Annotated in this window: 24 protein-coding genes and 2 pseudogenes; 12 read left to right on the forward strand and 14 right to left on the reverse strand. The window is 70.3% G+C overall.

What is annotated here, in order from left to right:
- Positions 1–92: 92 nt before the first annotated feature.
- Positions 93–920, reverse strand: coding sequence for an LLM class F420-dependent oxidoreductase (locus OF819_RS15345; RefSeq protein ID WP_267244073.1), 828 nt, complete (start codon positions 918–920; stop codon positions 93–95).
- A 223-nt stretch (positions 921–1,143) separates the two neighbouring features.
- Here OF819_RS15345 and OF819_RS15350 point away from each other — a divergent pair, with 223 nt between their 5' ends.
- The 6 genes from OF819_RS15350 to OF819_RS15375 all read left to right on the forward strand — a co-directional run bounded on the left by OF819_RS15350 (position 1,144) and on the right by OF819_RS15375 (position 6,384).
- Entirely contained in the window at positions 1,144–1,482 is a 339-nt protein-coding gene (locus tag OF819_RS15350) for a helix-turn-helix domain-containing protein (protein WP_323748930.1), read from the forward strand.
- A gap of 66 nt (positions 1,483–1,548) precedes the next feature.
- On the forward strand, positions 1,549–2,019 hold the full coding sequence (locus tag OF819_RS15355) for a hypothetical protein (RefSeq protein WP_267244074.1): 471 nt from the start codon (positions 1,549–1,551) through the stop codon (positions 2,017–2,019).
- A 141-nt stretch (positions 2,020–2,160) separates the two neighbouring features.
- Entirely contained in the window at positions 2,161–2,922 is a 762-nt protein-coding gene (locus OF819_RS15360; protein WP_267244075.1) for a hypothetical protein, read from the forward strand.
- On the forward strand, positions 2,883–3,560 hold the full coding sequence (locus OF819_RS15365; protein ID WP_267244076.1) for an ABC transporter ATP-binding protein: 678 nt from the start codon (positions 2,883–2,885) through the stop codon (positions 3,558–3,560). The genes OF819_RS15360 and OF819_RS15365 overlap by 40 nt, the downstream gene beginning before the upstream one ends.
- Positions 3,557–4,771 carry an ABC transporter permease gene (locus OF819_RS15370; protein ID WP_267244077.1) on the forward strand — a complete coding sequence of 405 codons (1,215 nt, stop codon included), beginning with the start codon at positions 3,557–3,559 and terminating at the stop codon, positions 4,769–4,771. Before OF819_RS15365 ends, OF819_RS15370 begins: the two co-directional genes overlap by 4 nt.
- A gap of 95 nt (positions 4,772–4,866) precedes the next feature.
- Positions 4,867–6,384 carry a CehA/McbA family metallohydrolase gene (locus OF819_RS15375; RefSeq protein ID WP_267244078.1) on the forward strand — a complete coding sequence of 506 codons (1,518 nt, stop codon included), beginning with the start codon at positions 4,867–4,869 and terminating at the stop codon, positions 6,382–6,384.
- Positions 6,385–6,427: 43 nt separating this feature from the next.
- Here the strand turns inward: OF819_RS15375 and OF819_RS15380 are convergent, their stop codons facing one another.
- Positions 6,428–6,814: a hypothetical protein gene (locus tag OF819_RS15380; protein WP_267244079.1), complete on the reverse strand. Its 387-nt coding sequence runs from the start codon at positions 6,812–6,814 to the stop codon at positions 6,428–6,430.
- 94 nt (positions 6,815–6,908) lie between these two features.
- A complete protein-coding gene (locus tag OF819_RS15385) occupies positions 6,909–7,076 on the reverse strand; it encodes a hypothetical protein (RefSeq protein ID WP_267244080.1) in 168 nt (55 codons plus the stop codon).
- 145 nt (positions 7,077–7,221) lie between these two features.
- Here OF819_RS15385 and OF819_RS15390 point away from each other — a divergent pair, with 145 nt between their 5' ends.
- Together OF819_RS15390 and OF819_RS15395 are read left to right on the forward strand one after the other, a co-directional pair.
- Positions 7,222–7,647 carry a PadR family transcriptional regulator gene (locus OF819_RS15390; RefSeq protein ID WP_267244081.1) on the forward strand — a complete coding sequence of 142 codons (426 nt, stop codon included), beginning with the start codon at positions 7,222–7,224 and terminating at the stop codon, positions 7,645–7,647.
- A complete protein-coding gene (locus OF819_RS15395) occupies positions 7,631–8,209 on the forward strand; it encodes a hypothetical protein (protein ID WP_267244082.1) in 579 nt (192 codons plus the stop codon). Before OF819_RS15390 ends, OF819_RS15395 begins: the two co-directional genes overlap by 17 nt.
- Here OF819_RS15395 and OF819_RS15400 read toward each other — a convergent pair.
- The gene (locus OF819_RS15400; RefSeq protein WP_267244083.1) at positions 8,184–8,963 is read right to left on the reverse strand and encodes a hypothetical protein; all 780 of its coding nucleotides are present in this window, start codon (positions 8,961–8,963) and stop codon (positions 8,184–8,186) included. The genes OF819_RS15395 and OF819_RS15400 overlap by 26 nt on opposite strands.
- A gap of 192 nt (positions 8,964–9,155) precedes the next feature.
- On the opposite strand from OF819_RS15400, the pseudogene OF819_RS15405 reads away from it, so the two are divergent.
- Positions 9,156–10,234, forward strand: a pseudogene (locus OF819_RS15405) (glycosyltransferase family 39 protein).
- Positions 10,235–10,352: 118 nt separating this feature from the next.
- Complete coding sequence (locus tag OF819_RS15410) at positions 10,353–10,979, forward strand: excalibur calcium-binding domain-containing protein (RefSeq protein WP_267244084.1); 627 nt, start codon at positions 10,353–10,355, stop codon at positions 10,977–10,979.
- Positions 10,980–11,071: 92 nt separating this feature from the next.
- Here the strand turns inward: OF819_RS15410 and OF819_RS15415 are convergent, their stop codons facing one another.
- On the reverse strand, positions 11,072–11,560 hold the full coding sequence (locus OF819_RS15415) for an MmpS family transport accessory protein (protein ID WP_267244085.1): 489 nt from the start codon (positions 11,558–11,560) through the stop codon (positions 11,072–11,074).
- Positions 11,561–11,651: 91 nt separating this feature from the next.
- Positions 11,652–12,266 carry a TetR/AcrR family transcriptional regulator gene (locus OF819_RS15420; RefSeq protein WP_267244086.1) on the reverse strand — a complete coding sequence of 205 codons (615 nt, stop codon included), beginning with the start codon at positions 12,264–12,266 and terminating at the stop codon, positions 11,652–11,654.
- A 148-nt stretch (positions 12,267–12,414) separates the two neighbouring features.
- Between OF819_RS15420 and OF819_RS15425 the strand changes: the two genes are divergently transcribed.
- On the forward strand, positions 12,415–13,380 hold the full coding sequence (locus OF819_RS15425; RefSeq protein WP_267244087.1) for an alpha/beta hydrolase family protein: 966 nt from the start codon (positions 12,415–12,417) through the stop codon (positions 13,378–13,380).
- 10 nt (positions 13,381–13,390) lie between these two features.
- Here the strand turns inward: OF819_RS15425 and OF819_RS15430 are convergent, their stop codons facing one another.
- The 8 genes and pseudogenes from OF819_RS15430 to OF819_RS15465 form a co-directional block, all read right to left on the reverse strand.
- Complete coding sequence (locus OF819_RS15430) at positions 13,391–13,582, reverse strand: DUF397 domain-containing protein (protein WP_267244088.1); 192 nt, start codon at positions 13,580–13,582, stop codon at positions 13,391–13,393.
- The gene (locus OF819_RS15435; protein ID WP_267244089.1) at positions 13,579–14,442 is read right to left on the reverse strand and encodes a helix-turn-helix domain-containing protein; all 864 of its coding nucleotides are present in this window, start codon (positions 14,440–14,442) and stop codon (positions 13,579–13,581) included. The genes OF819_RS15430 and OF819_RS15435 overlap by 4 nt, the downstream gene beginning before the upstream one ends.
- 100 nt (positions 14,443–14,542) lie before the next feature.
- Positions 14,543–15,146 (reverse strand): annotated as a pseudogene (locus OF819_RS15440) (hypothetical protein); the annotation flags it as partial.
- 124 nt (positions 15,147–15,270) lie between these two features.
- Complete coding sequence (locus OF819_RS15445; RefSeq protein ID WP_267244090.1) at positions 15,271–16,908, reverse strand: AMP-binding protein; 1,638 nt, start codon at positions 16,906–16,908, stop codon at positions 15,271–15,273.
- Positions 16,909–17,274: 366 nt separating this feature from the next.
- Positions 17,275–18,885 (reverse strand): APC family permease, encoded by a 1,611-nt coding sequence (locus OF819_RS15450; RefSeq protein WP_267244091.1) that lies wholly within the window; start codon positions 18,883–18,885, stop codon positions 17,275–17,277.
- A 240-nt stretch (positions 18,886–19,125) separates the two neighbouring features.
- Positions 19,126–20,589 carry an aldehyde dehydrogenase family protein gene (locus OF819_RS15455; protein ID WP_267244092.1) on the reverse strand — a complete coding sequence of 488 codons (1,464 nt, stop codon included), beginning with the start codon at positions 20,587–20,589 and terminating at the stop codon, positions 19,126–19,128.
- Positions 20,586–22,331 (reverse strand): N-acyl-D-amino-acid deacylase family protein, encoded by a 1,746-nt coding sequence (locus OF819_RS15460; protein WP_267244093.1) that lies wholly within the window; start codon positions 22,329–22,331, stop codon positions 20,586–20,588. Before OF819_RS15460 ends, OF819_RS15455 begins: the two co-directional genes overlap by 4 nt.
- 452 nt (positions 22,332–22,783) lie before the next feature.
- Positions 22,784–23,911 carry an LLM class flavin-dependent oxidoreductase gene (locus OF819_RS15465; RefSeq protein ID WP_267244094.1) on the reverse strand — a complete coding sequence of 376 codons (1,128 nt, stop codon included), beginning with the start codon at positions 23,909–23,911 and terminating at the stop codon, positions 22,784–22,786.
- A gap of 237 nt (positions 23,912–24,148) precedes the next feature.
- Between OF819_RS15465 and OF819_RS15470 the strand changes: the two genes are divergently transcribed.
- On the forward strand, positions 24,149–24,769 hold the full coding sequence (locus OF819_RS15470; RefSeq protein WP_267244095.1) for a BMP family ABC transporter substrate-binding protein: 621 nt from the start codon (positions 24,149–24,151) through the stop codon (positions 24,767–24,769).
- Positions 24,770–24,955 lie beyond the last annotated feature (186 nt).

Consider the following 24,955-nt stretch of genomic DNA (forward strand, 5'->3'; position numbering starts at 1 on the left):
GCCGCGCCCTGTTCAGCCCCGCGGCCCGGCCGGCTGACGGCGGCGGCGTCGCCCCGCGCGTTGACCCGCCCGCAGCCCCGTACGGACGACCGTCACAGATACCGCGCGTAGTCGTCCAGCGTGCGCAGCACCTCCCGCTCCCCCGCGGGCGGCAGTTGCAGCACGACCTCCGTCACGCCCAGGTCGGCGTAGTGCGCCAGCTTGCCGGGGCTCGGCAGGACGGCATACGGCACCACCTGAAGCTCCTCCGGCTTGCGCCCCGCGGACTCCCACGCGGCGCGCAGCACGGGCAGGGACTCGGTCAGCCCGCGCCCGCCGATGGGCAGCCAGCCGTCCGCGAACTGGGCGAGGTCGGCGAAGAGCCGGGGCCCGGCGGCGCCGCCGAGGAGGGTCCGCGGCGCGCCTCCGGCGGGTTTGGGGTGTGCGTACGAGGGCCGTACGGAGCAGTGCTCGCCCTGGTACCCGGTCGGTTCCGCCGCCCACAGGGCCCGCATCAGGCCCATCCGGTCGCGGACGACGTCCCGCCGCGTGGACCAGATGACGCCGTGGTCCGCCGCCTCCTCCTTGTTCCAGCCGTAGCCGAGGCCGAGCGTGAACCGGCCGCCCGACAGCTGGTCCAGGCTCGCGATCTGCTTGGCCAGGGCGATCGGGTCGTGCTGGGCGAGCAGGGCGACGCCGGTGCCGATGCCGAGGCGTTCGGTGACGGCGGCCGCCTGGGCGAGCGCGACGAAGGGGTCGAGGGTGCGGCCGTACTCCCTCGGCAGTTCGCCGCCCGCCGGGTAGGGGGAGGCGCGCTCGACGGGGATGTGGGTGTGCTCCGGCAGATAGAGCCCCGCGAAGCCGCGCTGCTCCAGTTCCCGCGCCAGCCGCACCGGGGTGATCGTCTCATCGGTCAGGAAGATCGTGGTCGCGATGCGCATCGGGGGCCTCCATCGTCTCCTGGTCGATACGCAGAGTGGCGTGGCCAACGTATGCCGTGCCGCGTGAAGTGCCCAGCCCCGGGCCGCTTTTCGTCGTGCTGTTTCCTGCGAGTGCCCGGCCGGGTTGAAGCAGGCCGACCGCTGTCGATCACCGATGTAATTACCCCTGGTAGGGTGCCCGACATCACCGTGACTGGTGAGTAACACAGAGGGGATGCCCGTAATGACCACGCGGGATGCAAGTGACCTGTCCGCAGCAGGGCTGCATAATGCGCTGTACAGGGGGGCGCAGCCGGTTGCTCCAGGTAACCCCAACGGCGTCGCGTCGCTGACGGATCGGGAGAAACAAGTACTTGTGCTCCTCGGGTCCGCTGCCGGAAACCGGAGCATCGCACGGACGCTGGGGATAGCGGAACGGACAGTCAAGGCACATCTGACAAACCTCATGAGCAAGATCGGTGTCGCGTCTCGAATTGAGGCTGCCATCTTCGCTTTTGCACACCACGAGCTCCTGCGCTCTGCGGACCTATGCCCTTGCGGGCCATACCCAAAAGTCCAATAGCGATCGGGGCTGCCGAGAGGGAGACTCCTCCTCGCCAGATGTGCAATAGACCTGAGGGGTAGTCAAATGAGAATTGATGGAAACCGTGCACGCCTCGTCTCCGGCGGGACTGCCATTCTTGCGGCCAGCACCCTCCTGCTGACGGCTGCACCGCTCGCACACGCAGGTGGAAAGCCTCGGTCCACGAGCCTCCCCGGGGGCGCAAAGCTGACATCCAACATTTGGTACAGCAACAGCCTCAGCTTCAGGGGTTGCGGCGACTACCAGGTCTCAGCCGTGATATCGGGAGGCAAGGCGCCCCGTTCCGGAAAGGACAACGTCAAGACACGCGTCACCGCCACCGGCTACGGCGTCGCTTGGAACGGCAGCCCCCTTACGAGCGGAACCCTGGACAAGTCCGTGACGAACAACAAGGGCCAGCGCGGCGCCTACCTCAAAGGCAGCAAGTGCTACGGGATGACCACCGTGTACGTCACTTACAACAACACAGCCAGCACCTTCTACTACGGCACGCACCGAAACGTGTCTGCAAGCTGAAGAGGAGAAAGGGTGACCCGCAGAGGGGCACTGTCGGTTGGGCGCTTCGGCGCCCGACCGGGCCGTTTCACAGCTGTATTCGCCATGGCAGCCGCCTTGTCCGTCAGCGGGTGCGCCGGGCCGTCCGGCATGGATCGCGTGGTGGACGAACTCAATAGCTTCCGCGTCGGGGACGGAGCTTACTCGCCCGTCACTCCCACTGGCCGGAACGAAGGCGACGATCCGGTCCATGACATGTCTGCCCTCTACTTCGCCGCCGCACTCGCGGACTCGAGCGGGCGGGGCAGCGAGGTCGTCTCGGTCGAAAAGGTACGCGAGTACGTTGCCACGCAGCCGGGCTGTGATGGTGCACTCTTCGCCGCATCGCTCCTCCACATCGCCCAGGAGCGCGACAAGGCGCTGGAGAAGAATGCCGCCTCGTGCAGTATCAAGCGGCTCACCTCGGACGGCGTCACACAAATGAACGCGGAAGGCACAGGGCTCACCATTCAGATGCTGGAACGCCTCGGCTACGCCGATGACATCCCGCCTCTGAAGGCGGAGCTCTTCGACGTGGACGACAGAACCGACCGTTACCACGCCTGGCAGACCCTCGCCCTCGCCCCATACTTGGCCAACAAGACCGAAGCCCTCCAGCACTTTGACAGCCAGGTCGCGGAGTCCAGCGAGTTCCTCGAGTCTCCGGACAGCAAAGCCCTCGTCGGTGAGATAGTCGCGGCCTACCAGGTTCCCGGGAACGGGATCGGGGAGGCCGGCCTGCCTGACACTCTCGAATCCTGGCTCGACAAAGCCCGTGGGTGCGAGGGTGCCGAACAGTTCTACCGGCCTTTCCAATCGGCTGACGTATGCACACTCAAGGAGACGTGGGCGGCTTTCTCAAGCGGGCTGGTGAACCCGAAGTGACGCTGCTGGAGCTCGACTCCGTGAGCAAGGAGTTTCCCGGTCCGCTCACCGTGCTGAGGGACATCTCACTCGCCATGAGGTCGCACGAGTTGGTGTGGCTGCGCGGTCCGTCCGGCACGGGCAAAACCACCCTGCTGTCGATCACCGGCCTGTTGGCAGCCCCAACCCGCGGCACCGTACTGGTATGCGGCGCCAGCGGGCTGTCGGGTGGCCAAGCCGCACGCACCCGGCGCGAACACATCGGATTCGTCTTCCAGAAGCCGGTGTTCCTTCCCTCCCTGAACACCGTGGAGAACGTGGCACTGCCCTCGCTGGGTCACCGAACCGAAGCCTTCTCCACCGCCGCCAAGCTGCTGGACCAGTTCGGAGTGGGCAACAGGGCGTCGCACCGCACCACGCTCCTGTCGGGCGGTGAAGCCCAGCGCGTCGCCCTGGCCCGGGCACTGGTCAACGACCCCGCACTGGTCCTTGCCGACGAGCCCACGGCCGGGCTCGATGACGATGCAAGCGCCCTTGTACGCGGGCATCTCTCGCGACTGGCCGCCGAGGGGCGAGGCGTCCTCGTCGCCTCTCACGACCCTGCCTTCGCACAGATCGCGACACGCACCATCAGTCTGCGGGAAGGGAAGCTGTCGTGACCGAGACCCCTCTGGTCCGCGGTGAGGTGCTGCGCTCCCTGCGCCGTCACTGGGCGATGCCACTGTTCCTCGCCCTCCTGATCGGTTTCGTCGTCGTGGCGCGCGGCCCCGTACAAGAGGCCCGTGCGACTGCCGTCGAGCTCGACTCCGGCGACGGCAGACTCCGCACGATCAGCGTGTGGGCCACCACTCCCGACGACCGCACACCACTCACACAAGAGCGCATCGACGAGATCGCCGCTGTCCCCGGCGTCACCGCGGTCACCCCTTACGATGGGGACGGTGCCGAGGTCTATCTGGCGGAGGACCAGTCACGGCAGAACCCGCGCATGCTCGCTTTGCGGCCCTGGACTGCTGCCCACCCGCCCCTGGCCGCGCAGAAGGAGCCGGACCGGTCATTCGCCGTGGCTCCCGGCGAGATCGTGCTGCCGGACGGGTTCGCCGGCCTGTCCGCCGACCAGCTCATCGGACGCGACATCGTCGTCATGCATACCCCCATCGACCGTGTCGAGACCGGTAAGGACGGCAGTGAGTCCCTGCACGGCGGCGAGCCCGAAGAACTCCGCTTCACCGTCACCGGCGTGCACGACGACTCCACGGGGAACCTGGACGGCCCAGGCAGCGCCTATGTTCACCCTGACATCGCCGTAAAGCTGTATGCGGCGTCTCAAGCCAAGACCGTCGAAGAGCTGTACGCCACAGAGGGCTTCGAGAACATCCAGGTCGAGGTCGCCTCGGCCAGCCAGGTGGGCACGGTCCAGCGGCATCTGCGCCAGGAGGGGCTCTACGCGGCGAGCATCACCGCCCAGATGCAGGCCCTGTCTCCCGCACTGTCCTTCCTCGACACCGCTTCCACCACCGCGCTGTGGGCCATCGCCGTGCTGGCCGCCCTGTTCGGACTTGTGATGGGCACACAGCGGGTACGCGCCCGCATGAGCGAGATCGGCCTGCTCAAGGCGCTCGGATTCACCGAGAACCGGATCTTCTGCCTGGTCGCCATCGAGTTGTTCGTCATTGGCACCGTCACCGCCGTCATCGGCGTCGTGATCGGTGCAGCCGCCGTCGGAATGCTGAGCGGACCGGGTGCCATTCACTTGCCCACCGCCGCCGTGCTCCTTCCGGTGCCGGGTGTGGCGCTGGTAGCGGGCGCTCTGCTCCCCCTGTACTACGCCAGACGCCTCCCGCCCGACACAGTCCTACGCGACACGTAGTCCAGTACCGTCGGCCCCCTTCCCTTGCACGGGCGTTCACGTCTCAATGCCACCGTCCGTGTGTACGCGCACCTCCTCTCTCGGGACGGGGAACCATGGCGACGCGACGCACTCTGCTCGTGACGGGAGCCACGAGCGCGTTTACGTTGAGCGGTGTGAGGTTCGCGCAATCTGCCGACGCCGGCGCGGGCGGCAGCGGCGGCGACGGCGTTCAGACCCGGGTGGTGGGCGGCACCCTGCCACCCGGCTCGCCCGACTATGTCTATCTGCCCGTCGAGGTCCCGCCCGGGGTGCGCGAGATCCATGTCAGCTACGCCTATGAACGGGTCCCCGTCCCCTCCGGCACCCAGGGCAACGCCCTGGACATCGGCATCTTCGACGAACGCGGCACCGCGCTCGGCGGCCGCGGCTTCCGCGGCTGGTCGGGCGGGGCCCGCACGGAGTTCTTCATCCGCGCGGACGCGGCGACGCCCGGCTACATCCCGGGGCCGGTGCACCCGGGCACCTGGCATATCGCCCTCGGCCCGTACACGGTCGCCCCGCAGGGACTGCCGTACGAGGTGACCATCACGCTCCGCTTCGGCGCGCCCGCCCCCGCGCCGAGGCCGGTCTACCCTCCGGAGCGTGCCGCGGGGCGCGGCCGGTCCTGGTACCGGGGCGACTGCCATCTGCACACCGTCTTCTCGGACGGCAAGCGCACCCCCGAGGAGGTCGCGGCGGGTGCGCGGGCGGCCGGGCTGGACTTCATCAACACCTCGGAGCACAACACCCATGCGGCGCACGGGGCCTGGGAGGGCCTGTGGGGTGATGACCTGCTGATCCTCACGGGCGAGGAGGTCACCACCCGCAACGGCCACGCCCTCGCCCTGGGCACCGATCCGGGCGTCTTCGTCGACTGGCGCTACCGGGCCCGTGACAACCGCTTCGGCCATATCGCCCGCGGCATCAGACGCGCGGGCGGCCTGGTCGTGCCCGCCCATCCGCACGCCGCCTGCATCGGCTGCGGCTGGAAGTTCGGCTTCGGCGAGGCGGACGCGGTGGAGGTGTGGAACGGCCCGTACACCCCGGACGACGAGGTCGCCCTCGCCGCCTGGGACAGCACGCTGGCCGCCGCGGCCCGTTCCCGGCGCGCCTGGCTCCCGGCGATGGGCAGCAGCGACGCCCACCGGGAGCCGCAGGCCATCGGGGTTCCGCAGACGGTCGTCCTCGCCGACGAGCTGTCCCGCGGGGCGATCCTCGCGGGCATCCGCGCCGGCCGCTCGTATGTCGCCGAGTCCTGTGGGGTCTCCCTGGCCTTCTCCGCCGCGGGCGGCCGGGGCCGGCACGCGGGCATCGGCGAGCGGCTGCGCGTCGCGGACGACACCCCGGTGACGGTCCGCCTCGACGTCACAGGCGCCCCCGGCTGCACGGCGGCCTTCGTCACCGACCAGGGCACGCTGCATACGGAGGCGCTGCCCGCGTCCGGGACGGGCACGGTGGAGTGGACTGCCACCCCGCAGTACGCCACATATGTACGGGCGGAGGTGCGCCACGCCCCGGTGACGCCGGGTGTGCCGGGTCTGCCGGGTCCGCTGGCGGCGATGACGAACCCGGTTTTCCTGGGCGGCCGGTGAGCCCGGGTCAGCCCGTCCGCATCACGCCCGTCTCACAGCGATCTCACAACGCCGACGAACCCGACGACCACACGGACACGACGGTCATCAGCATGACGAACCCGGAGCCGAAGATCCACCACAGGGAAGGCGCGTGCGCCTTCACTTTGATGTCCGGATTGTTCTCCTGTTTCGCGATGTCCGCGCCGACCCATTTCCTCACCGGCGCGATCATGACCACGAACATGACCAGCACGGCGCTGTAGAGATAGAGAATTTCAGCGACCATGTAGCTTTTCGCGGCCGCGAAAGCCAGGGCGGAGACAGCCACCGGCAGCGGCACAAAGGACACCGACCGCTTGGCCTTCGGCGTGGGCATGGACCAGCGCATCAGAGCGATATGCGCCGGAGTGACGGCGACGGCTATCACGGCCCAGGCAAGGGTGGACAAGGAGAGAAACATAGAATGCCAGCCTTTCCGGGCCGGAGGGCAAGTCGCCGGAATACATACGGCATTGTCCTCCGGCCCGGATCGTATCACTCGACTACCAGGGGGTAATGGCGTCCCAGGCGTCCTTGGCGGTGTCCAGCGCGCCGCCCCAGTCGGTGGTGAACACACCGACGACGGGCGAGATGATCTCCTGCTCGAACCGCGCGGCGAGGACGGACGCGGAACGGACCCCCTCGGCACCCCACTTGATCACACCGGACACGCCGCAGCAAGGATGTATTGGCCACCCATGTGGTGGCGATCAAGCCACGAGAAGGGCCGCAACGCCTCGGGGCAGCGCTACGGTCGGGAACCGCGCCCTCAACTGCCTTGCATCGCAAAAGAGTCCCTCACTATGCATGCACCGCATGACAATTGCGCCGGCCGACACGGAAACGGCAGCGGCGGCGAAAGCGGCAGTGGCGGCGGACCAGCGGCGTTCTCAACTGCTGCGCGGAGTCCTGGACCTGTGCCTGCTGGCGCTGATCGCCGAGCGCCCGCGCTACGGCTTTGAGATCGCCGCGAGCCTTGCGGAGAACGGACTGGAGCTGGTCAGCGAGGGCAGCATCTATCCGCTGCTGGCCCGCCTGCAGAAGAGCGGTCTCATCGACGCGTACCGGGCGTCGTCACCGGCGGGCGGCGCACCGCGCAAGTACTACCGGCTGACCGACGCGGGCCGCGCCGCGCTGGCCGCGGGCCGCACGACCTGGCGGGGCTTCGCCGCCGCCGTCGACCGCACACTGTCCGACGGACAACCGGGGGAAACGGATGACACCCATGACACCAACCGCTGACGACACCGCTGACGACATCCTCGACCGGTGCCGCACCGAGTGGCTGTTCCGCGATCTGCCGGAGGCCGAGCTCGACGACATGCTCGCGGAGCTGCGCGACCACCTCGCCGACGCGGGCCGACCGGCGGCCGCGGTCGTGGGCGACGACCTCAACGCCTTCGCCGCCTCCTGGGCCGCCGAACGCCGCGCGCGGCAGCCGCGCTTCCATACGCTGCGCCAGTTCGTCCTCCACGCGTATGCCGGCGCGGCGGCCCTGCTGCTGGCGCATCACCTCATCGGCTGGTCCGCCCGCGTCGACATCGTCCCCGGCTCGGTCGCGGCGGTCGGCCTCTTCGCCGCGCTGATGTCCTGCACCCCGTACTGGCGCGCCGTGTTCCACTGGCCTCTGGGCCGCTGGGTGGCGCTCAGCACCGGCTGCTCCACGCTGCTGCTCGCCCTGTTCCTGCTCGGCCGCGCCCCGGTCCTGATCAGCGTCCCGCTGTGGGGCACAGCGCTGTTCTGCCTTCCGGCACTCGCCGTCGCCGCCGTCTCCCGGCTCAGAGCTGCACCGGGTACACGATGAGCAGACCCGCCGAGCCCAGCAGAGCGATCAGGCTGAGGCCGAACAGCACCCACCGGGCGGGCCCCGCGCGCATCCGGCTGGTGAGGGCGGCGAAGAACAGCACCAGCGCGAACAGCACCGCCGTCAGGACGTAGTTGTCGGAGCGCTGGTTGGCCTGCCGCGCCTTGGCCGCGAGGCCCTCGGCCTCGTCCAGCTGCTTCACCGCTTTCTGAAGGGTGGCGAGCTGGTACTCGGGCATGGCGAAGGGCGTGCTGGGAGCGTCGGGGTTCTGGAGCGGGCGTGTGGCCAGCCAGGCGTCCATCGCCGGTTTGAACTCGCTGCGGAACCTCTCGAACAGCGCGCCCGAGGCACGCTCCGGGTCGGGGACGTACCGGCCGTCCGGCCGCTCCGCCCCGCCTTCGAGGATCTCCTCGTTCAGCAGGGAGAGCCACTGCGTGAACATGATGACGTCGATCGTGACGAACTGGCCGGCCTCGGTGGAGTTCCGGGTGGACTCGGTGCGGGTGGCGGACGCGGAGGCGTACGAATTGGCCTGGACGCCGCTCCACTTCTGGCTCTGGAAACCCGCCCAGGCGGTCGCGACGGCGGCCAGCGCGATCACCACGGTCAGCGTGAGTTCCAGCCACTCCGGGAACTGCTTCTTCTCCCCGGCCGCGGCCTCCGGCCCCTTCGGTTCTCCCGGTTCTCCCGGTTCTCCCGGTTCTCCCGGCTTTCCCGGCTTTCCCGGCTTTCCCTGCTCCTCCTTGCCCTCCACCCGGCCAGCGTAGGAAGGTCCGCGGACGCCGTCCTGCCGAGAGAGCCGGGGCTAGGCCGTCCGGGTGGCGGCCCGGCGGATAACATGCACCGTTCTGGGCGGTTGGCTAGGGAGTGCGGGGTGCGGGCAGGTTCGTCACGATGGGACCTGCGTTCCCTCGCCCCGGCCGTCTCCCTCTATCTGGCCATACGGATGCTCGGCCTGACCGTCCTCGCGCTCTGGTCCGCGGCGGGCGGCGCCAGCGCGCATACGCTCCTCAGCCACCGCTGGGACTCCCTGTGGTACGCCCGGGTCGCGGAGCACGGCTACGGGTTCACACTCCACGCGCCCGACGGCCGGCCCCTCTCCAGCATGGCCTTCTTCCCGCTGCTGCCCTGGCTGGAAGCCGCCGGATCGGCACTCTCGCCGCTGGCTCCCTCCGATGTCGGCCTGCTGGTCAGCGCCGTCGCCTCGGCGGCGGCCGCGGCCAGCCTCTTCGCGCTGGGCCGCCGGGTCCACAGCGACCGGGCGGGGCTGATCCTCGCGGGCCTGTGGGCCGCGCTGCCCGTCGCCGTCGTGCAGTCCATGGCGTACAGCGAGTCGCTGTTCACCGCCCTCGCCGCCTGGTCGCTGTACGCGCTGCTCCGCGACCGCTGGCTCACGGCCGGGGCCCTCGCCTGTCTCGCCGGGCTGGCCCGCCCCGTCGGCGTCGCGCTGAGCGCCGCGCTGATCGTCGCCGCCGTCCTGGCCAGCCGCTCCCGCCCCGGCCCCGGCCCCGGCCGCCGCTCCCGCGACCGCCGCGTCCGCATGGTCGCGGGCTGCGCCCGCGCCCCGCTCGGCGCGGCCGCCTAACATCCTGTGGACAGGACACCGGCGCGGCCGGCTGCTCGGCTATCTCGACGTCCAGGCGGAGTGGGGCAACGGCTTCGACACGGGGCTCGGCTTCGCCCGCTTCCTGGCGACGCCGCTGTGGGACTCGCCCCTCGCCACCACTCTCGTCCTGGCGGCGCTGCCGGCATTCGCGGCCTGGCCGCACTGGGCGGCCTGGAGACAGCGTCTGCCGATCGCTCTGATCGTCTACTCCGCCGTGGTGACCGCCCTGGCCCTCGGAGCCTCCGGCTACTTCGGTTCCAAGCCCCGGCTCCTCATTCCGGCCTTCCCCGTCCTGCTGCCGCTGGCCGTCCCCCTGGCCCGCTCCCGCCCTGCGTACACCTATGCCACGCTTCACGGCCCTGGCGGCGGCCAGCGCGGTCTACGGCGCGCACTGGCTCAACGGCTCGGGCCCGCCGTAGACCGGCTTCCGGGGGCTTCGCCCCGGAGGGGGCTGCTGCGGTCCGGCGAGCGGCCTGCGGCGGCGGGCCGCACAGTGGGAGAGTACGGAAGGGTGCCCGCCACCACGAGGTGATCGTGATGAACCGGCTGCTCTGGCTCGCCCCCGCCCTGCTCATCGCACTGATCGTGGGCGTCACGGGGTGCGGCGACGGCGACCCGGACCGCCCCGCGGACTCCCCCGCGGACACACCGGCCGCGACCCCGGCACCCACTGTGACGGCCACGGTCACGGTCCCCGCCTCTCCCCCGGCTTCTCCCCCGACCCCGCCTCCGGAGGAGAGCGAGAGCCCCGCCGACACGGTCCGGCGCTACTACGCCGCGATCAACGCCCGGGACTACCGGCAGGCCTGGGAGCTGGGCGGCAAGAACCTCTCACCCTCGTACGAGACCTTCGTCGCCGGCTTCGCGACCACCGCGCGCGACACGCTGCATGTTCAGGAGGTGACCGGCGACGTCGTGCGCATCCTGCTCGAAGCCGTCCAGACGGACGGCTCGCTGCGTCTCTTCGAGGGCACGTACACCGTCCGCGACGGTGTGATCGTCAGCGCTTCCGTACGGGAGCTCACCGTTCCCTCGCCGTACTACGAGAACTGCGACGCCGCCCGCGCCGCCGGAGCCGCTCCGCTGTACCGCGGCGAGCCGGGCTATGGCCCCCACCTCGACGCGGACGACGACGGGGTCGCCTGCGAGCCGTACGTGCCGTGACGCGGAGGCGCGCCCCCCGGCCCCCGCCGGGCCGAGCCGCAACCGCGGCGAGCGGGAGGTGCTCCACACGGAGCGGCGGTGAGCGCCCGGCCTCAGTTCCGCGAGGGCTCACCCGTCTCGCTCGGCCAGTGCTCAGGCTCCTCGCTGGTCTTCACCTCGCATACGGCCGGCTCGCCCGGCGCGGGCGACGTCGCGGAAGCGACCTCGCGGACGCCGTCGAGCATGATCCGGCAGGTCGCCGTGCGCCCGTCCTGGGGCGTGATCTCCACTCGGGCGATGGCCCCGGTGTTCACCACGGACTCCTCGCTCCACGGCAGCGCCGCCCCGCTGACCCGCTCCGTGTCGAGGCCGTCCTCGAACCGGTCCGGGCTGACCGTGTACGCGATCTCCCCCGTCCCCGGCCCGCCCTCTCCGTGCGCGGATGCCTCGTATGTCAGATACCAGCCGTTTCCGCCACGCAGCTCCTTGAGCCAGGTGAAGCCGGGACGGCCGACGAGTACGGCCACTGCGAGCCCGGCGACCGCTGCCACAGCGAGAACGATCCCGAGCACCATCGGCGTGTTCCGGGTGCGCTTTTCCATGCCTGCCACGCTACGGCGGCCTGCCGGGGCCTTTCGCCAGACCGCAGACCGGCTTCCGCGTCCTACCTGAGGCTGACGCCGGGCGGGGGCGTCAGACCTGAGGCGAGGGTCCCCGGCCGTCCGGTCGCCGCAGTCCCTGGAGGAGCAGCTCGACCAGCCGGCGGGGGTCATAGCGGGGATCGCTGTCCCGCCCGATGCAGAGATTGCCGATGCCGCGCATCAGTTCGTAGGGCTGCGTACCGGGCCTGATCTCGCCGGCGTCGGCCGCGGCGTCGAGCAGCTGCGTGCAGACGGGCAGCAAACGGTCGAGGAAGTAGGTGTGGAGCGCGGCGAAGCCGCTGCTGTCCGATTGCAGCGCGCCCGCGAGCCCGTGCTTGGTGACCAGGAAGTCGACGAAGAGGTCAATCCACTGGCGGAGCGCCGCGAACGGCGAGTCGGCGCTGGCCAGCAATCTGGGACCGGCTTCGGCGCAGGCCTCGACCTGGTGGCGGTAGACGGCGACGACGAGATCCGCCCGAGTCGGGAAGTTCCGGTAGATCGTCCCCATCCCGACGCCCGCTTTGGCCGCGATCTGGCGGATGGGCGCATCGACGCCGGAGGCGACGAACACCTCGGCTGCGGCGGCGACCAGCGTCTGCTGGTTGCGCTGCGCGTCGGCCCGCTTGCTTCGGGGCGGCAGCTCCCCGGACTGGCCTGCAGTGGGCACGACGCTCTCCTTTCCCGTAGCCCTCCAGCAAACCGGAACGATACTCCGCTTGCTAACCGGAACACCGTTCCGTATGTTAAGCGGAACAACGCTCCGGTTCTGCCCGCGACGCTGAAGCCGGCACGCGAGGCCATCGAAGGGACTCATCGTGACTGCACCGACCCACACATCCGACGCCCTCAGCTCACCCGCCCCCGTCCTCTCGGTCAGCCCGGTCGCGCTGCCCGCACCCGGCCGAGCCGTGGACCTGGAGATACGCGTCTCCGCACCCATGACCGGCAGCGACCTGCCGGTCATCCTCCTGTCGCACGGCCAGGGCTACTCAAACCACCTCTCCTCGCTGAACGGCTACGCCCCCCTGGCCAACTTCTGGGCGGCACACGGCTTCGCGGTGATCCAGCCCACCCATCTCAGCTCCAGCACACTGAGCAAGACCCTTGACCCCGACACCCCCGGCGCGCCCCTCTTCTGGCGCTCGCGGGCAGAGGACATGCAGCACATCCTCGACCGGCTCGACGCGATCGAGGCCGCCGTCCCGCACCTCGACGGACGCCTGGACCACAGCAAGGTCGCCGTGGTCGGCCACTCGATGGGCGGGCACACCGCGAGCCTGCTGCTGGGGGCGCGGCTCATCGATCCGGACGACGGCGCGGAGGTCAACCTGACCGAGCCCCGGATCACGGCGGGCGTCCTGCTCGCCGCGCCCGGCAGGGGCGGCGACGCCCTCACCGAGTCCGTGGCCGAGAACTGGCCCTTCTTCTCGACCACGGACTTCTCCCAGATGGCGACGCCCACGCTCGTGGTCGCCGGCGACAAGGACGACTCCGCCCATCTGACGGTCATGGGCCCCGACTGGCACGCCGACCCGTACCACCTCGCGCCCGGCCCCAAGTCCCTGCTCACGCTGTTCGGGGCGGAGCACGGGCTCGGCGGGGTCTCCGGATACGACGTCGCCGAGACCACGGACGAGAACCCCGGGCGAGTGTCCGCGGTCCAGCGGCTCACCTGGGCGTATCTCCGCACCCAGCTCTACCCCGGGGATTCCGCCTGGCAGGGAGCTTGTGACGCGCTGACGGCCGGTCCCGACCCGGCCGGACAGGTCGAATCGAAGTGAGCCGCAGGGCTCACGGGCGGGCGAGCTCCGAGGCGATGAAGTCGGCCCACTGGGTCTCGGGGAACGCGAGCTGCGGGCCGCCCGGGACGTTCTTGGAGTCACGGACACGGACGAGACCGGGGGTGGCGGCGACCTCGACGCAGTTGGGTTCCTCGTTGCTGCTGTAGCTGCTCTTGGTCCATATGGACGGCTCGAGTGTCATGTCTCTCCCAGCAGTTTCTCGATGAAAGCGAGTGACTCCCGTGGCGTGAGAGCCTGCGCCCGGATGGTCCCATACTGCAGTTCAAGGACCTGTACGTGCTTGGGATCAGCGCTCACCCGACTGGTGTTATGGCCTCCCGAGTAACCGAGCACCGCCCCGTCCTTGAGCTTCAGCAGCTGGATCTCACCGCCCATGCCGGCGTGCTCCTCGGTCTCCGTCGGCATGACTTGCAGCTGAACATGGCGCAACTGGCCAATCGTGAGCAAGCGTTCGAGCTGACGGCGCAGCACCATTTTGCCGCCGAGCGGACGCCTGAGCGTCGCCTCTTCCTGGACAAAGAGCAGGGCGGGGGCGGGCTTGCGCTCGAAGATCGCCTGCCGTGCCATTCGACCGGCCACATGACCCTCGATCTCGTCCTCGGTGAAGGTCGGCCGCCTCATCCCGTACAGCGCCCGTGCGTACTCCTCCGTCTGCAACAGGCCATGGAGGTTGTGACTGCCGTACCAGTCCAGCTCGACGGCCCCCGCCTCCAGCTTCGCCAGGTTTCGCGTCTTCGGCGGATACCGGGTCTCCGCCACGTCCTCCTTGAACTGCGCGATCTTGCCGCCCGCGCCCAGCACCTCGTCCGCCTTCTCCAGGAACCGGTCGCTCGGAGTGCGGCGGCCGCACTCCACCGACGAGACCTGCTCGTCGCTGTAGCCGATCGCCCGAGCCAGCTCCGCCTGACGCATCTTCGCCGTTTCGCGCCACAGCCGGATCTGCTTGCCGACCGTCTTGAGGACCGCGCCGGAGTCGTCCTCCAGGCCCATCGGGTTCGCCGGGTCTGTCGGGTCTGTCGGGTCCGTCGTCGAATGGTCCATGACGACCACGCCTTTCGCTCACGCTCCGCACCGAGCCAACTACCCATCAGCATATGCATGCACGGCCACACTGAGTGACGCAAACGTCAGAAAGCGACCGGGGGAAGCGCACGGGCAGAGCGGTGAGCGCCCGGTGGAAGGGGCCCTGCCGCCAGCGCAGATCCGTTACGGGGACGGCCCGTTCGATGTCGGGCAGCCGGTCGAGGAGCTTCTCCAGGGCGGTCGCGGCGATCAACCGGGCGGGGCCCTTCGCCGGGCAGACGTGCGGGCCCGCGAGGTCGCCCGCGAAGCGGTCGTCGGACAGCAGCAGCCGCAGCCCGTTGCAGATCAGATTCTGCTGCGGCTCGGTTCCCCGCGCCCATGAGGAGCACCAGCTGCTGCATCATCTCCTCGTCCGTGAGCCGGGCCGGATGCGCCATCAGCCAGGACGACAGGTCCGGCCCCGGCTGTCTCCGCTTGAGGGCGACCAGTTCGGCGACGCCCTCGGTCAGGACGGCGTTCGCCTTCTCGGAGTCGGCGTCGGCGTCGGCGTCGAAGATCCCGGACATGCCGTCGACCAGCTTGTCCCCGATGTCCGGCGGGCAGCCGAAGAGCCGGTTGAAGACCAGCAGGGGCAGGACGGCGGCGCACTCGGAGAGCAGATCCGCCCGTCCGCTGGGCGCGATCCGGTCGATGAGCGTGTCGGCGATCTGCTCCACGTATCCCCCCTGCGTAACAAATCGAACACAAGGGGCCCGACGGGCTCCGGTACCGGTCCTCGGTTCCGTACGTGTTCGGGGACACCGTGCCCGCCGGGCGGTGGACGTTCAACACCAGTGGGCTGGTCCGCTACCGCTGATGGCCGGCCGTGTCGGCGGAGGCCAGAGCGCGCAGGCGCTTCTTGTCCGGCTTGCCCGCGTCCGTGAGGGGTAGGGCGTCGAGGAACACGATGTGTGCGGGCTCGTACATCGGGCCGCGGCGGGCGCGGACCAGGGCGGTGAGGTCCGCGGCGGTCGGCGAGGCGTCCGGGGTGGGGACCACGGCGGCGTGGACGCGTTCCATGCGGTCGGCGTCGGGGACGCCGAAGACCGCGCTCTGGCGCACCTGGGGGTGGGAGTTGAGCAGGTCTTCCAGTTCGCTGGTGTAGACATGGCCGCCGACCACGACGATCAGGTCCTTGAGGCGGTCGGCGATGGTGAGATAGCCCGCGTCGTCGAGGTGGCCCAGGTCGCCGGTGTGCAGCCAGCCGTCGCGCAGCACGTCGGCTGTGAGGGCGGGCTGCTTCCAGTAGCCCTGCATCACGCTGTCGGAACGTACGCAGATCTCGCCGGTCTCGCCGGCGGGCAGTTCGCGGCCGGTCTCGGGGTCGCGGACCGTGACCTCGACCCAGGGCAGCACCTTGCCCGCGGTGCGCAGCAGTTCCGGGCGGTGGTCGGGGTCATGGTCCTCGGGGGCGAGGACGCTGATGCCGCCCGCCTCGTTCTGGCCGTAGAACTGCATCAGCACCGGGCCGAGCCGGCGTACGGCGTCGGCGAGGCGGGCGGGGGACGCGGCGCAGCCGCCGTACGTGAGGCAGCGGAGGCTGGAGAGGTCGGTGCGGGTCGCGTCCGGATGGTCGAGGAGCTGGTACAGCAGCGGGGGCAGCAGAAAGAGATGGGTGATGCGCTCGCGTTCGATCGCGGCGAGGACGGCTGCGGGGTCGAAGCCGTCGTGCAGTACGGCCGAGCCGCCCTCGCGCAGGAGGGAGTCGGCGACCATGCCCGCCGCGTGGGCCAGGGTGGTGCAGACGAGGAGCCGGGCCGGGGGCGCGTCCGGCGTTTCGGATGACTCGGAGAAGACCCCGCGTGCGCCGTCCATCTGCCCGAAGGTGGAGCAGATGCCCTTGGGGTGGCCGGTGGTGCCGCCGGTGTGGCGGATGGTGCAGATGTCGTCGGGGCGGGCCTGGCTGGGGAAGGGGGCGGCGGACTGTTCCGCCGCGAGCGCGAGCAGGTCCTCGGCCGCGGTGGAGCGAGTGGCGTCGGTGGAGCCGGTGAAGTCGGCGAAGTGGGTGGAGTCGGTGAAGTGGGTGGAGTCGGTCGGGCCGAGTGCGAAGACGGAATCGACGGGCGCCTGCGCCGTCACCTCGGCCGCGCGGGCGGCAAGAGCCGGGGCGACGACCAGCGCCGCCGTCTCGACGTCGCGCACGATCGCGGCCTGTGCCTCGGCCGACAGCCCGTTGTAGAGGTGGTTGACGCGGCAGCCGAGCAGATTGGCGGCGTAGCGGGCGGCGAGCGTCTCGGGCTGGTTGCCGCTGAGCAGGGTGACGGTCTGGCCGCGCCGTACTCCGCGGGCCGCGAGGGCCCGGGCCATCCGGCGCACCAGGGCGGCCAGTTCGCCCGCGGTCAGCTGCTGTGGGCCGTAGGTCAGGACGGAGCGGTCGGGAGCGGCGTCAAGGGTGTCGAGGTTCTTCTCGACGTAACTGCGGAACGGGGACGCGACTGCGGTCATGGCGGTACCTCCTGCCCCGGGCGCACATCGCCGTACGCCGGGGGTGGTGCGAGCGGTCTTCGACTGCGGCCCCCTGTCGTCGCTGGACGGCGCCCAACTAATTGGTTGCCACAGTCAACTTTAGGAGCGTATCCCCCGCGCCCCCTCCGCCCCAAAAGGCACCCGCCGGATTCGGCCATGCGCGCCCGCGCGTTCATGGAGGAGGCCGTCTATCCGGCGGCAACGGAACTGGGAGCCCCGCCCTCCGGCACCGTGGTGACCGAAGTGCGGAACTCCCTGATTCCGTAGCCCGTCAGGCCCGATGGGCCCGATGGACGCGTTGGGCCCGATGGACGCGTTGGGCCCGCTGCACAGCGCGGCGGCGGCTCAGTCCGCGACCGTCAGCGCCGGGGTCTCCTTGGTGAGCACCTCACCCCGGAAGAACGCCGGGCTCCGCCTCTGCATCACCAGCATCAGCGCCACGCCCAGGAGCAGCAGCCCGACGCCGATGACGAAGACGCTGCCCATGCCGAGGACCGAGCTGCCGCTGCCGTACGCCGGGTCCCACATGTCCTTGAGGGTCTGGACGAAGACGGCCGCGAGCATCAGTCCGCCGAGGCCCGGCAGAATGCCCTTGACGAAGAGGTCGCGGGCGGAGGCGCGCAGTTCGCGGCGGAAGTACCAGACGCAGGCGAAGGCCGTGATCGAGTAGTAGAAGCAGATCATCAGGCCGAGGGCGTAGATGGTGTCGACGAGGACGTTCTCGCTGAGCAGCGTCATGACCGTGTAGAAGACGCCGGTGGCGACGCCGGCGGTGACGGTGGCGAGGCCGGGGGTCTTGAAGCGCGGGTGGATCCGGGCGAAGGAGGCGGGCATGGCCTCATAGGTGCTCATCGCCAGGGCGGTGCGGGCGACGGGGATGAAGGTCGTCTGCAGGCTCGCCGCCGCGGAGGCGAGGACCGCGACGAAGAGCAGGACGCCGAGGCCGGAGCCCATGATCGGGCCCGCGAGGACGGCGAAGACGTTGTCGGCGGTGTCCGGGTTGCCAAGGCCCAGGCCGCTCTCGCCGATGCCCGCGTACATCTGGACCGCGATGGCGACCAGCAGATACGAGGCGACGATCACGACGATGGCGAGCAGGGCGGCGCGGCCGGGGGTGCGGTCGCTGCCGACGCTCTCCTCGTTGACGGACAGACAGGTGTCCCAGCCCCAGTAGATGAAGATCGAGAGGGAGAGTCCGGCGGTGAAGGCGGCGAAGGACTCGACGCCGAAGGGGTTCATCCAGGACAGGGAGAAGTCGAGGGCGCCGGCGACCTCGCCGGACTTGGCGATCGCCATGGCGGCGAAGAGGGCGATGACGGTGAGCTGCAGGCCGACCAGGGCGTACTGGACCCACTTGGTGGCGGTGATCCCGCGATAGCTGATCGCCGTGGCGATGGCGATGAAGACCAGGGTGGTGAGGATATGGACGGCCTTGTTGCCGTCGAGCGCGGCGATGCCCGCACTGCCGGTGATCTCACCCGCGGTGAGCCAGAAGAAGGAGGTGGCCACTCCGGCGAGGTTGGACAGCACCACGACGGTGGCGACCAGCAGCCCCCAGCCGCAGAGCCAGCCCACGCGCGGGCCGAACGCCTTCACCGACCAGGTGAAGGAGGTGCCGCAGTCCGGGATGGCCTTGTTCAGCTCGCGGTAGGCGAAGGCGACGAGCAGCATCGGCAGAAAGCCGGCCAGGAAGATCGCGGGCATCTGGAGCCCGACCTCGCCGACCGTGGGGCCGAGGGTGGAGGTCAGACAGTAGACGGGCGCGACGGTGGAGACGCCGATGACGGCGCCGCCCATCAGGCCTACGGAGTTGCCTCCGAGGCCCTTCTCGCGGACGCCTTCGCGGGCTCCCTCGCGGGCTCCTTCGCGCACACCGCCCTCGGCGGCGGCCGGGGCGGCTCCCGCGACGCCCCTTGCCGTGTCTCCGGCCAGGGGCCGTGCCTGCAGCTCAGTCATGGGCAGGACGGTAGGCGCTGCGATTTCCACATTCGGAGGCTTAGAGTCCTTTTACTTGATCCTTGAAATTCACGGAGATTTTCGGAGTGGAGCTGTGAATGATGGGACGTTCCGCCGATGAGAGTCGATATTCGGAAGGCGACGCAGCCACTTTTCCACGATGCGAGAATCGCAGCACTCGGCCGAAATGTCGGTTTTCGGATTTCCTTGTGATGTGCGTCACCTGGCGATCGGCGAGAGTCAGCCCGGCCAGACCAGGGCCTGCAGTTCGCTGTACGCGTGGAGCGCGTACGAGCCCACGTCCCGGCCCACCCCGCTCCGCTTGAACCCACCGAACGGAGCCTCCATGTTCCGGCCCACCGTGTTCACCCCCACCCCGCCGGACCGCAGCCGGCCCGCCACCCGGAAGGCGCGCGCCGCATCGCCCGACCAGACATAGTCGATCAGGCCGTAGTCGGTGTCGTTCGCGAGGGCGATGCCCTCCTCCTCGTCCCCGAAGGGCAGCACCGCGACGACCGGGCCGAAGATCTCCTCCCGTACCACCCGCATCCCGCTCGTACAGTCCGCGAAGAGCGCCGGGGCCGTATAGAAGCCCCGCTCCGGGCAGCCTGGCGGCCGCTCGCCGCCCGCGGCCAGCCGCGCGCCCTCCTTCTTCCCCAGCTCGACATACGACTCCACGCGCTCGCGGTGGGCCGCGGAAATCAGCGGACCGACGACCGTGTCCGGCTCCGCCGGGTCCCCGACCTTCAGCCGGGACGCATAGGCGGCAAGGCGCTCCACCAGCCGCCCGTACACGGCGCGGTGGGCGATGACCCGCGTCGGGGCCGTACAGATCTGACCGCTGTAGAAGGAGAAGGTCGTGCCGATGCCGCGCACCGCCGCGTCCAGGTCGGCGTCGTCGAAGACCAGCGCCGCCCCCTTGCCGCCCAGCTCCATCAGCTGCCGCTTCATCGTCCGGCCGCAGACCTCGCCGATGCGCTGTCCGACCGCCGTGGAGCCGGTGAAGCTGACCATGTCGACGTCCGGGCAGTCGACGGCCGCCTCCCCCGCGGCGGGACCTGAGCCGGTGACCACGTTCACCACACCGGGCGGGGCCCCGGCCTCCGCCAGCGCGCGGGCCATCGCATAGACGGACAGCGGGTCCTGCGGGGCGGGTTTGACCACGACCGTATTGCCCATGGCCAGGGCCGGGGCGATCTTGCCCGCCGGGTTGGCCCAGGGGTTGTTGTACGAGGTGATGCAGGCGACCACGCCTGCCGGGCGGCGCACCGCCAGCGCGCCGAGCACACCCGCCTTCCCCATCGGCCCCGCCGCGCTGATCTGCGGCGGCAGCGGCTGCTCCACGGGCTCCAGCGCGCCCTTGGCGTACCGGCGGAAGCGGGCCGCGGCGACCGCCACCTGCATGGCGCGCGCCGTCGCGGTCGTCGCGCCGGACTCCGCGCGGGCGAGCCGGGCGTACGTCTCCGACTCCCGCTGGATGAGGTCCGCCGCCCGGTCGAGGACCGCGGCCCGTTCCTCGGGGCGGGTGCGGGACCAGACGGCGAAGGCGTCCTTCGCGGCGGCCGCGGCCGCGTGGACCTGGGCGCGGCTCGCCTCGGGGGCGAAGCCGACGACCTCCTCGGTGGCCGGGTTGACCACCTCGTACCAGCCGTCGTCGGGCGTCACCCACTCGCCGCCGATGAACAGCTTCTCTGTCAGGGTCATCGGGTGGACACCGTCCTGGTGTCACGGCCGGAGCGCAGCACCCTGCCGGGGATCGCGCCCGTCACCCGGTCGTTCCGCACGGTCTCCACGCCGTTGACGCGGACGGAGGCGATGCCGGCGGCGCGGGCGTCCAAGCGCGGGCTGTCGCCGGGAAGGTCGTGGACGAGCGTGGCCGGGCCGGCGTCGACGCGCTCCGGGTCGAACAGCACCAGGTCGGCGTGGAAGCCCTCCTGGATGCGGCCGCGTTCGCGCAGCCCGAAGAGCCGGGCCGGGTCGTCGGTGAGCATCCGCACCGCCTCCTCCAGACCGACCAGCCTGCGGCCGCGCAGACAGTCCCCGAGGAAGCGGGTGGTGTACGGGGCGCCGCACATCCGGTCCAGATGCGCGCCCGCGTCGGAGCCGCCGAGCAGCACGTCCTCGTGCTGCCAGGTCCGGCGGCGCAGCTCCCAGGAATCGGGGTCGTTGTCGGCGGGCATCGGCCACAGCACGGTCCGCAGTTCGTCGTGGGCGCAGATCTCCACGAGGGCGTGGAAGGGGTCCTGGCCTCGTTCTGCGGCGATGTCGCCGACGACCCGGCCGGTCAGGCCCTCGTTCTCCGCGCTGTAGGTGTCGCCGATGACATACCGGCCGAAGTGCGCGAGACGGCGGAAGACGCCCGCCTCCTCGGAGTCGGCCCGCTTGAGCATCCCGGCGCGCACGGCCGGGTCGCGGAGCTTGGCGATCCGCTCCGGGACGGGCAGTGAGAGGATTTCGCCCCAGCCGGGGATCAGGTTGAGCGCGCAGAACGTGCCAAGCGACATGTTCATGGGCGTGAGGATCGGCATCGTCAGCGCGACGATGCGGCCGCCGGCCTTGCGGGCGCGTTCGGAAGGGACCAGCTGACGCGGTACGCGGTCGGGCACGGCGGCGTCGATGGTCAGCACGTTCCAGTTGAGGGGCCGTCCGGCGGCGGCGCTCATCTCCACGAAGAGGTCGATCTCGTCGTCCGAGAACCGGTCAAGGCAGCCCCCGACGATCGCCTCCAGCTGGGTGCCCTCGTGGTCGGCGACGGCCCGCGACAGCGCGAGGAGTTCGTCCGGGCGGGCGTGGCGCGAGGCGACGGGCCGGCCGTCGCCGTCGGAGTGGGTGGACGACTGAGTCGTCGACAAGCCCCAGGCGCCGGCGTCCATCGCCTCATGCAGCAGGCGGACCATCGCCTCCAGCTGCGCGGGTGTGGGCCGCCCGCCGATCGCGTCCGGGCCCATGACATGGCGGCGCAGCGCGCAGTGGCCCACCATGAAGCCCGCGTTGACGGCGGTGCGGCCGTCGAGGGCGTCGAGGTACTCGCCGAACGTGTGCCAGGTCCAGGGCGCGCCCTGTTCAAGGGCGACGAGGGACATGCCCTCGACCTTGGCCATCATGCGGCGCGTGTAATCGGCGTCCTCCGGGCGCTCCGGGTTGAGCGGGGCGAGCGTGAAGCCGCAGTTGCCGCCGACGACGGTGGTGACGCCGTGGCTCATGGACGGGGTGGCGTACGGGTCCCAGAACAGCTGGGCGTCGTAGTGGGTGTGCGGGTCCACGAAACCGGGGGCGAGGACCAGGCCGTCGGCGTCCTGGTACGTGCGGGCCGGGTGCGCGGCGGCCGCCTTGCCGGGCTCCGCTATGACCGCGATCCGGCCGTCGCGGATGCCGACGTCGGCGCGGTAGGAGGGGGCGCCGGTGCCGTCGACGACGGTGGCGGCCTGGATGAGGTGGTCGAGCATGCGGGGCGCTTCCTTTCGGAGCGGGAGGTGGCGGGTTGCGCTGCGCGCGCGGGCTGGTGGACGGGTGGGTGACCTGCGCTGCGCACAGACGGCGGGTGTGCGGGTGCGTGGCCTGCGCTACACACAGACGGGCGATGCGGTGGTGCGGTGCGGTCGCGGCGCCCGGCGGTAGGCCGCGCCTCGGCTGGCCGCAGCCGAGACGGGCTTCCCGCCGGGCGGTACGGGGCGACGGTCCGGGATGCCGTGCCCCGCAACCGGGGGCGGTTCCGCCCCCGGGGCCCCTCGCGCGGGCGCGGGCCCTTCCCCGCCCACCCGCGCCTGACGAGGTGCCGGAAACGGGCGGGAGGGTGGGAAAGGCACGCGCCCCGGCCGCGGGCAACCCGCACGGGCAGGTAGCCGCGCCCCGGAGAGCGCCCCGCCCCGCGCCCCGCACCCCCGCCGGACGGCGACCGTCACCCATCCGCCGCCGAGTCGCGAAAGCGGCTCGTGCGGTGCACCGGATCCGTGTCGATGTGGGGGATCACATGCTCCCCGATCAACTTGATCGTGGTCATCGTGTCCTCGTAGGAGATGCCGATCGGGAGACCAAACGACAGCTGGTCCGCCCCCGCCTGCTCCCACCGCTTGCACTGTTGCCGGACCTCGTCCGGATCGCCGCAGATCATCAGTTCCTCGGCGATGAGGAGTTCGACGATCTCGGGGGTGTAGTCGGGGAGGAGTTCGGGCCACTCGGGGATGCCTTCGGGCCGCGGGAAGGTGTCGTGGTAGCGGAAGAGGAGTGACTGGAGATAGTTCAGCCCGCCGCCCACCGCGATCTCGACCGCCTTGTCGTGCGTCTCGGCGCAGATGGCGGTGGAGGTGACCATGACGTTGTCGTTGACGTAGTCGCCGACTGGCCGCGCCTCCTTGACGGCGGTCTTGTAGGAGTCGACGACCCACTCCATGTCGGCGACCTTCTGCACGCTGAAGCCGAGGACGCCCAGCCCCTTCCGCCCGGCCATGGCGTACGAGGACGGGGAGCCCGCCGCGTACCACATGGGCGGGTGGGAGGGGCCGTACGGCTTGGGCAGCACCTTGCGCGGCGGCAGCGACCAGTGCTTGCCCTGGAAGCCGGGGTACTCGTCCTGGAGCCACATCCGGGGGAACTCGGCGATGGTCTCTTCCCAGATCTCCTTGGTGTGGTTCATGTCGGTGATGCCGGGAAGGAAGCCGAGGATCTCGTGCGAGCCCGCCCCGCGGCCCGTGCCGAACTCGAAGCGGCCCTCGCTCAGGTGGTCGAGCATGGCGGCCTTCTCGGCGACCTTGACGGGGTGGTTGACGGGGGCGAGGGGGTTGAAGATGCCGGAGCCGAGATGGATGCGGTCGGTGGCATGGGCCAGATAGCCGAGGTAGACGTCGTTGGCCGAGAGGTGCGAGTACTCCTCAAGGAAGTGATGCTCGGAGGCCCAGGCGTATTTGAAGCCGGACTTGTCGGCCTGGATGACGTACTCCGTCTCCTCCATCAGCGCCTTGTGCTCGGCGAGCGGGTCGGTCTCGCCGCGCCTGCCCACGTATCCCTGTACAAAGAGCCCGAATTCCAAGGGGGTTCACCACCCGTTCCAGATTTCTGACGCATCGTCAGATTCACCGGGTCGACTCTCGCACCGCCCGCCGGAGCCGTCAATAGCCGACGACCGGCGAGCTGACCGAGCAGATGACTTCCCCGCCACCTTGGCGGTTGCGGTCCGGACCCTCCCGCCGGATTGCCTCCTCGGGGGAGTTACCGTACGTCGGCCCCGTGCCTGGTCGCACGGGTGGACGAAAGGAGTCAAGGCGGCATGAAAACCCGTCGTACCTGGCGCAATGCGCCCAAGAAGTCACAGGAGAGCGGGCAGATGGCCGCCGGGGCGGCCCGGGCGCTGAGCTCCTCGCCCGGGGCGTTCCGGGGGCGGTGGGCGTGGGTGGCCGGGAGTGTCGCCGTGCTGGTGGCCGGGCTGGTGGGGGCGTGGCTATGGCTGGGCGGGGAGGAGGAGTCCACGCCGCCGGATCCGCGGGCGCGGCAGTACAAGGACTTCAACGCCTGCCTTCTGACGGACGACAAGGGGATCACCTCCGGTACGACCGCCGCGACGGTGTGGGAGGGCATGCAGGAGGCGTCCGGGGACACCCGGGTGCGGGTCACGTATGTGCCGGTGACGGGAGAGCAGACGGCCGGGAACGCCCTGCCGTTCATGAACGGGCTGCTCCAGCGCAAGTGCTCGGTCGTCCTCGCGGTGGGCGAGGCGCAGGTGAAAGCGGCGGAGCAGCGGGCGGACGACCACAAGGACATACGGTTCGTCACCGTCGACGGAACGAAGAAGGGCGCGAACATCACCCCCGCGCGGTCCGGGGATGGTGACGGGCTGAGGAACACTGTGGCGGACACGATCCGGGGTGTCGTCGAGGTGTCCGGCGTCTGACGGCTGAGCAGCAGGTTCCCGCGCCAGGGTAAAGATCACGTAATCCCTCCCCGCTCAGCTGGAACTGACGTGCGCTCATCAGGCAGGCTCGCGAGGCTCATGTAAGCAACGCGTAAAGTTAAGGCCTGACCCATGCATCGTCGAAGGGTCCCCGGTCCGCGCCTGTTTCCGCCAGGTCGTTCTGGC

It is taken from the genome of Streptomyces sp. PR69, assembly GCF_026420845.1.
In the GTDB taxonomy this organism is placed as follows: Bacteria; Actinomycetota; Actinomycetes; order Streptomycetales; family Streptomycetaceae; genus Streptomyces.

What these genes read in the sequence shown, in the direction of transcription:
- OF819_RS15345 (WP_267244073.1), bottom strand. Translation starts at nt 920, where the DNA reads ATGCGCATCGCGACCACGATCTTCCTGACCGATGAGACGATCACCCCG.
- OF819_RS15350 (WP_323748930.1), top strand. Translation starts at nt 1,144, where the DNA reads ATGACCACGCGGGATGCAAGTGACCTGTCCGCAGCAGGGCTGCATAAT.
- OF819_RS15355 (WP_267244074.1), top strand. Translation starts at nt 1,549, where the DNA reads ATGAGAATTGATGGAAACCGTGCACGCCTCGTCTCCGGCGGGACTGCC.
- OF819_RS15375 (WP_267244078.1), top strand. Translation starts at nt 4,867, where the DNA reads ATGGCGACGCGACGCACTCTGCTCGTGACGGGAGCCACGAGCGCGTTT.
- OF819_RS15390 (WP_267244081.1), top strand. Translation starts at nt 7,222, where the DNA reads ATGACAATTGCGCCGGCCGACACGGAAACGGCAGCGGCGGCGAAAGCG.
- OF819_RS15395 (WP_267244082.1), top strand. Translation starts at nt 7,631, where the DNA reads ATGACACCAACCGCTGACGACACCGCTGACGACATCCTCGACCGGTGC.
- OF819_RS15410 (WP_267244084.1), top strand. Translation starts at nt 10,353, where the DNA reads ATGAACCGGCTGCTCTGGCTCGCCCCCGCCCTGCTCATCGCACTGATC.
- OF819_RS15415 (WP_267244085.1), bottom strand. Translation starts at nt 11,560, where the DNA reads ATGGAAAAGCGCACCCGGAACACGCCGATGGTGCTCGGGATCGTTCTC.
- OF819_RS15430 (WP_267244088.1), bottom strand. Translation starts at nt 13,582, where the DNA reads ATGACACTCGAGCCGTCCATATGGACCAAGAGCAGCTACAGCAGCAAC.
- OF819_RS15435 (WP_267244089.1), bottom strand. Translation starts at nt 14,442, where the DNA reads ATGGACCATTCGACGACGGACCCGACAGACCCGACAGACCCGGCGAAC.
- OF819_RS15445 (WP_267244090.1), bottom strand. Translation starts at nt 16,908, where the DNA reads ATGACCGCAGTCGCGTCCCCGTTCCGCAGTTACGTCGAGAAGAACCTC.
- OF819_RS15450 (WP_267244091.1), bottom strand. Translation starts at nt 18,885, where the DNA reads ATGACTGAGCTGCAGGCACGGCCCCTGGCCGGAGACACGGCAAGGGGC.
- OF819_RS15455 (WP_267244092.1), bottom strand. Translation starts at nt 20,589, where the DNA reads ATGACCCTGACAGAGAAGCTGTTCATCGGCGGCGAGTGGGTGACGCCC.
- OF819_RS15460 (WP_267244093.1), bottom strand. Translation starts at nt 22,331, where the DNA reads ATGCTCGACCACCTCATCCAGGCCGCCACCGTCGTCGACGGCACCGGC.
- OF819_RS15470 (WP_267244095.1), top strand. Translation starts at nt 24,149, where the DNA reads ATGAAAACCCGTCGTACCTGGCGCAATGCGCCCAAGAAGTCACAGGAG.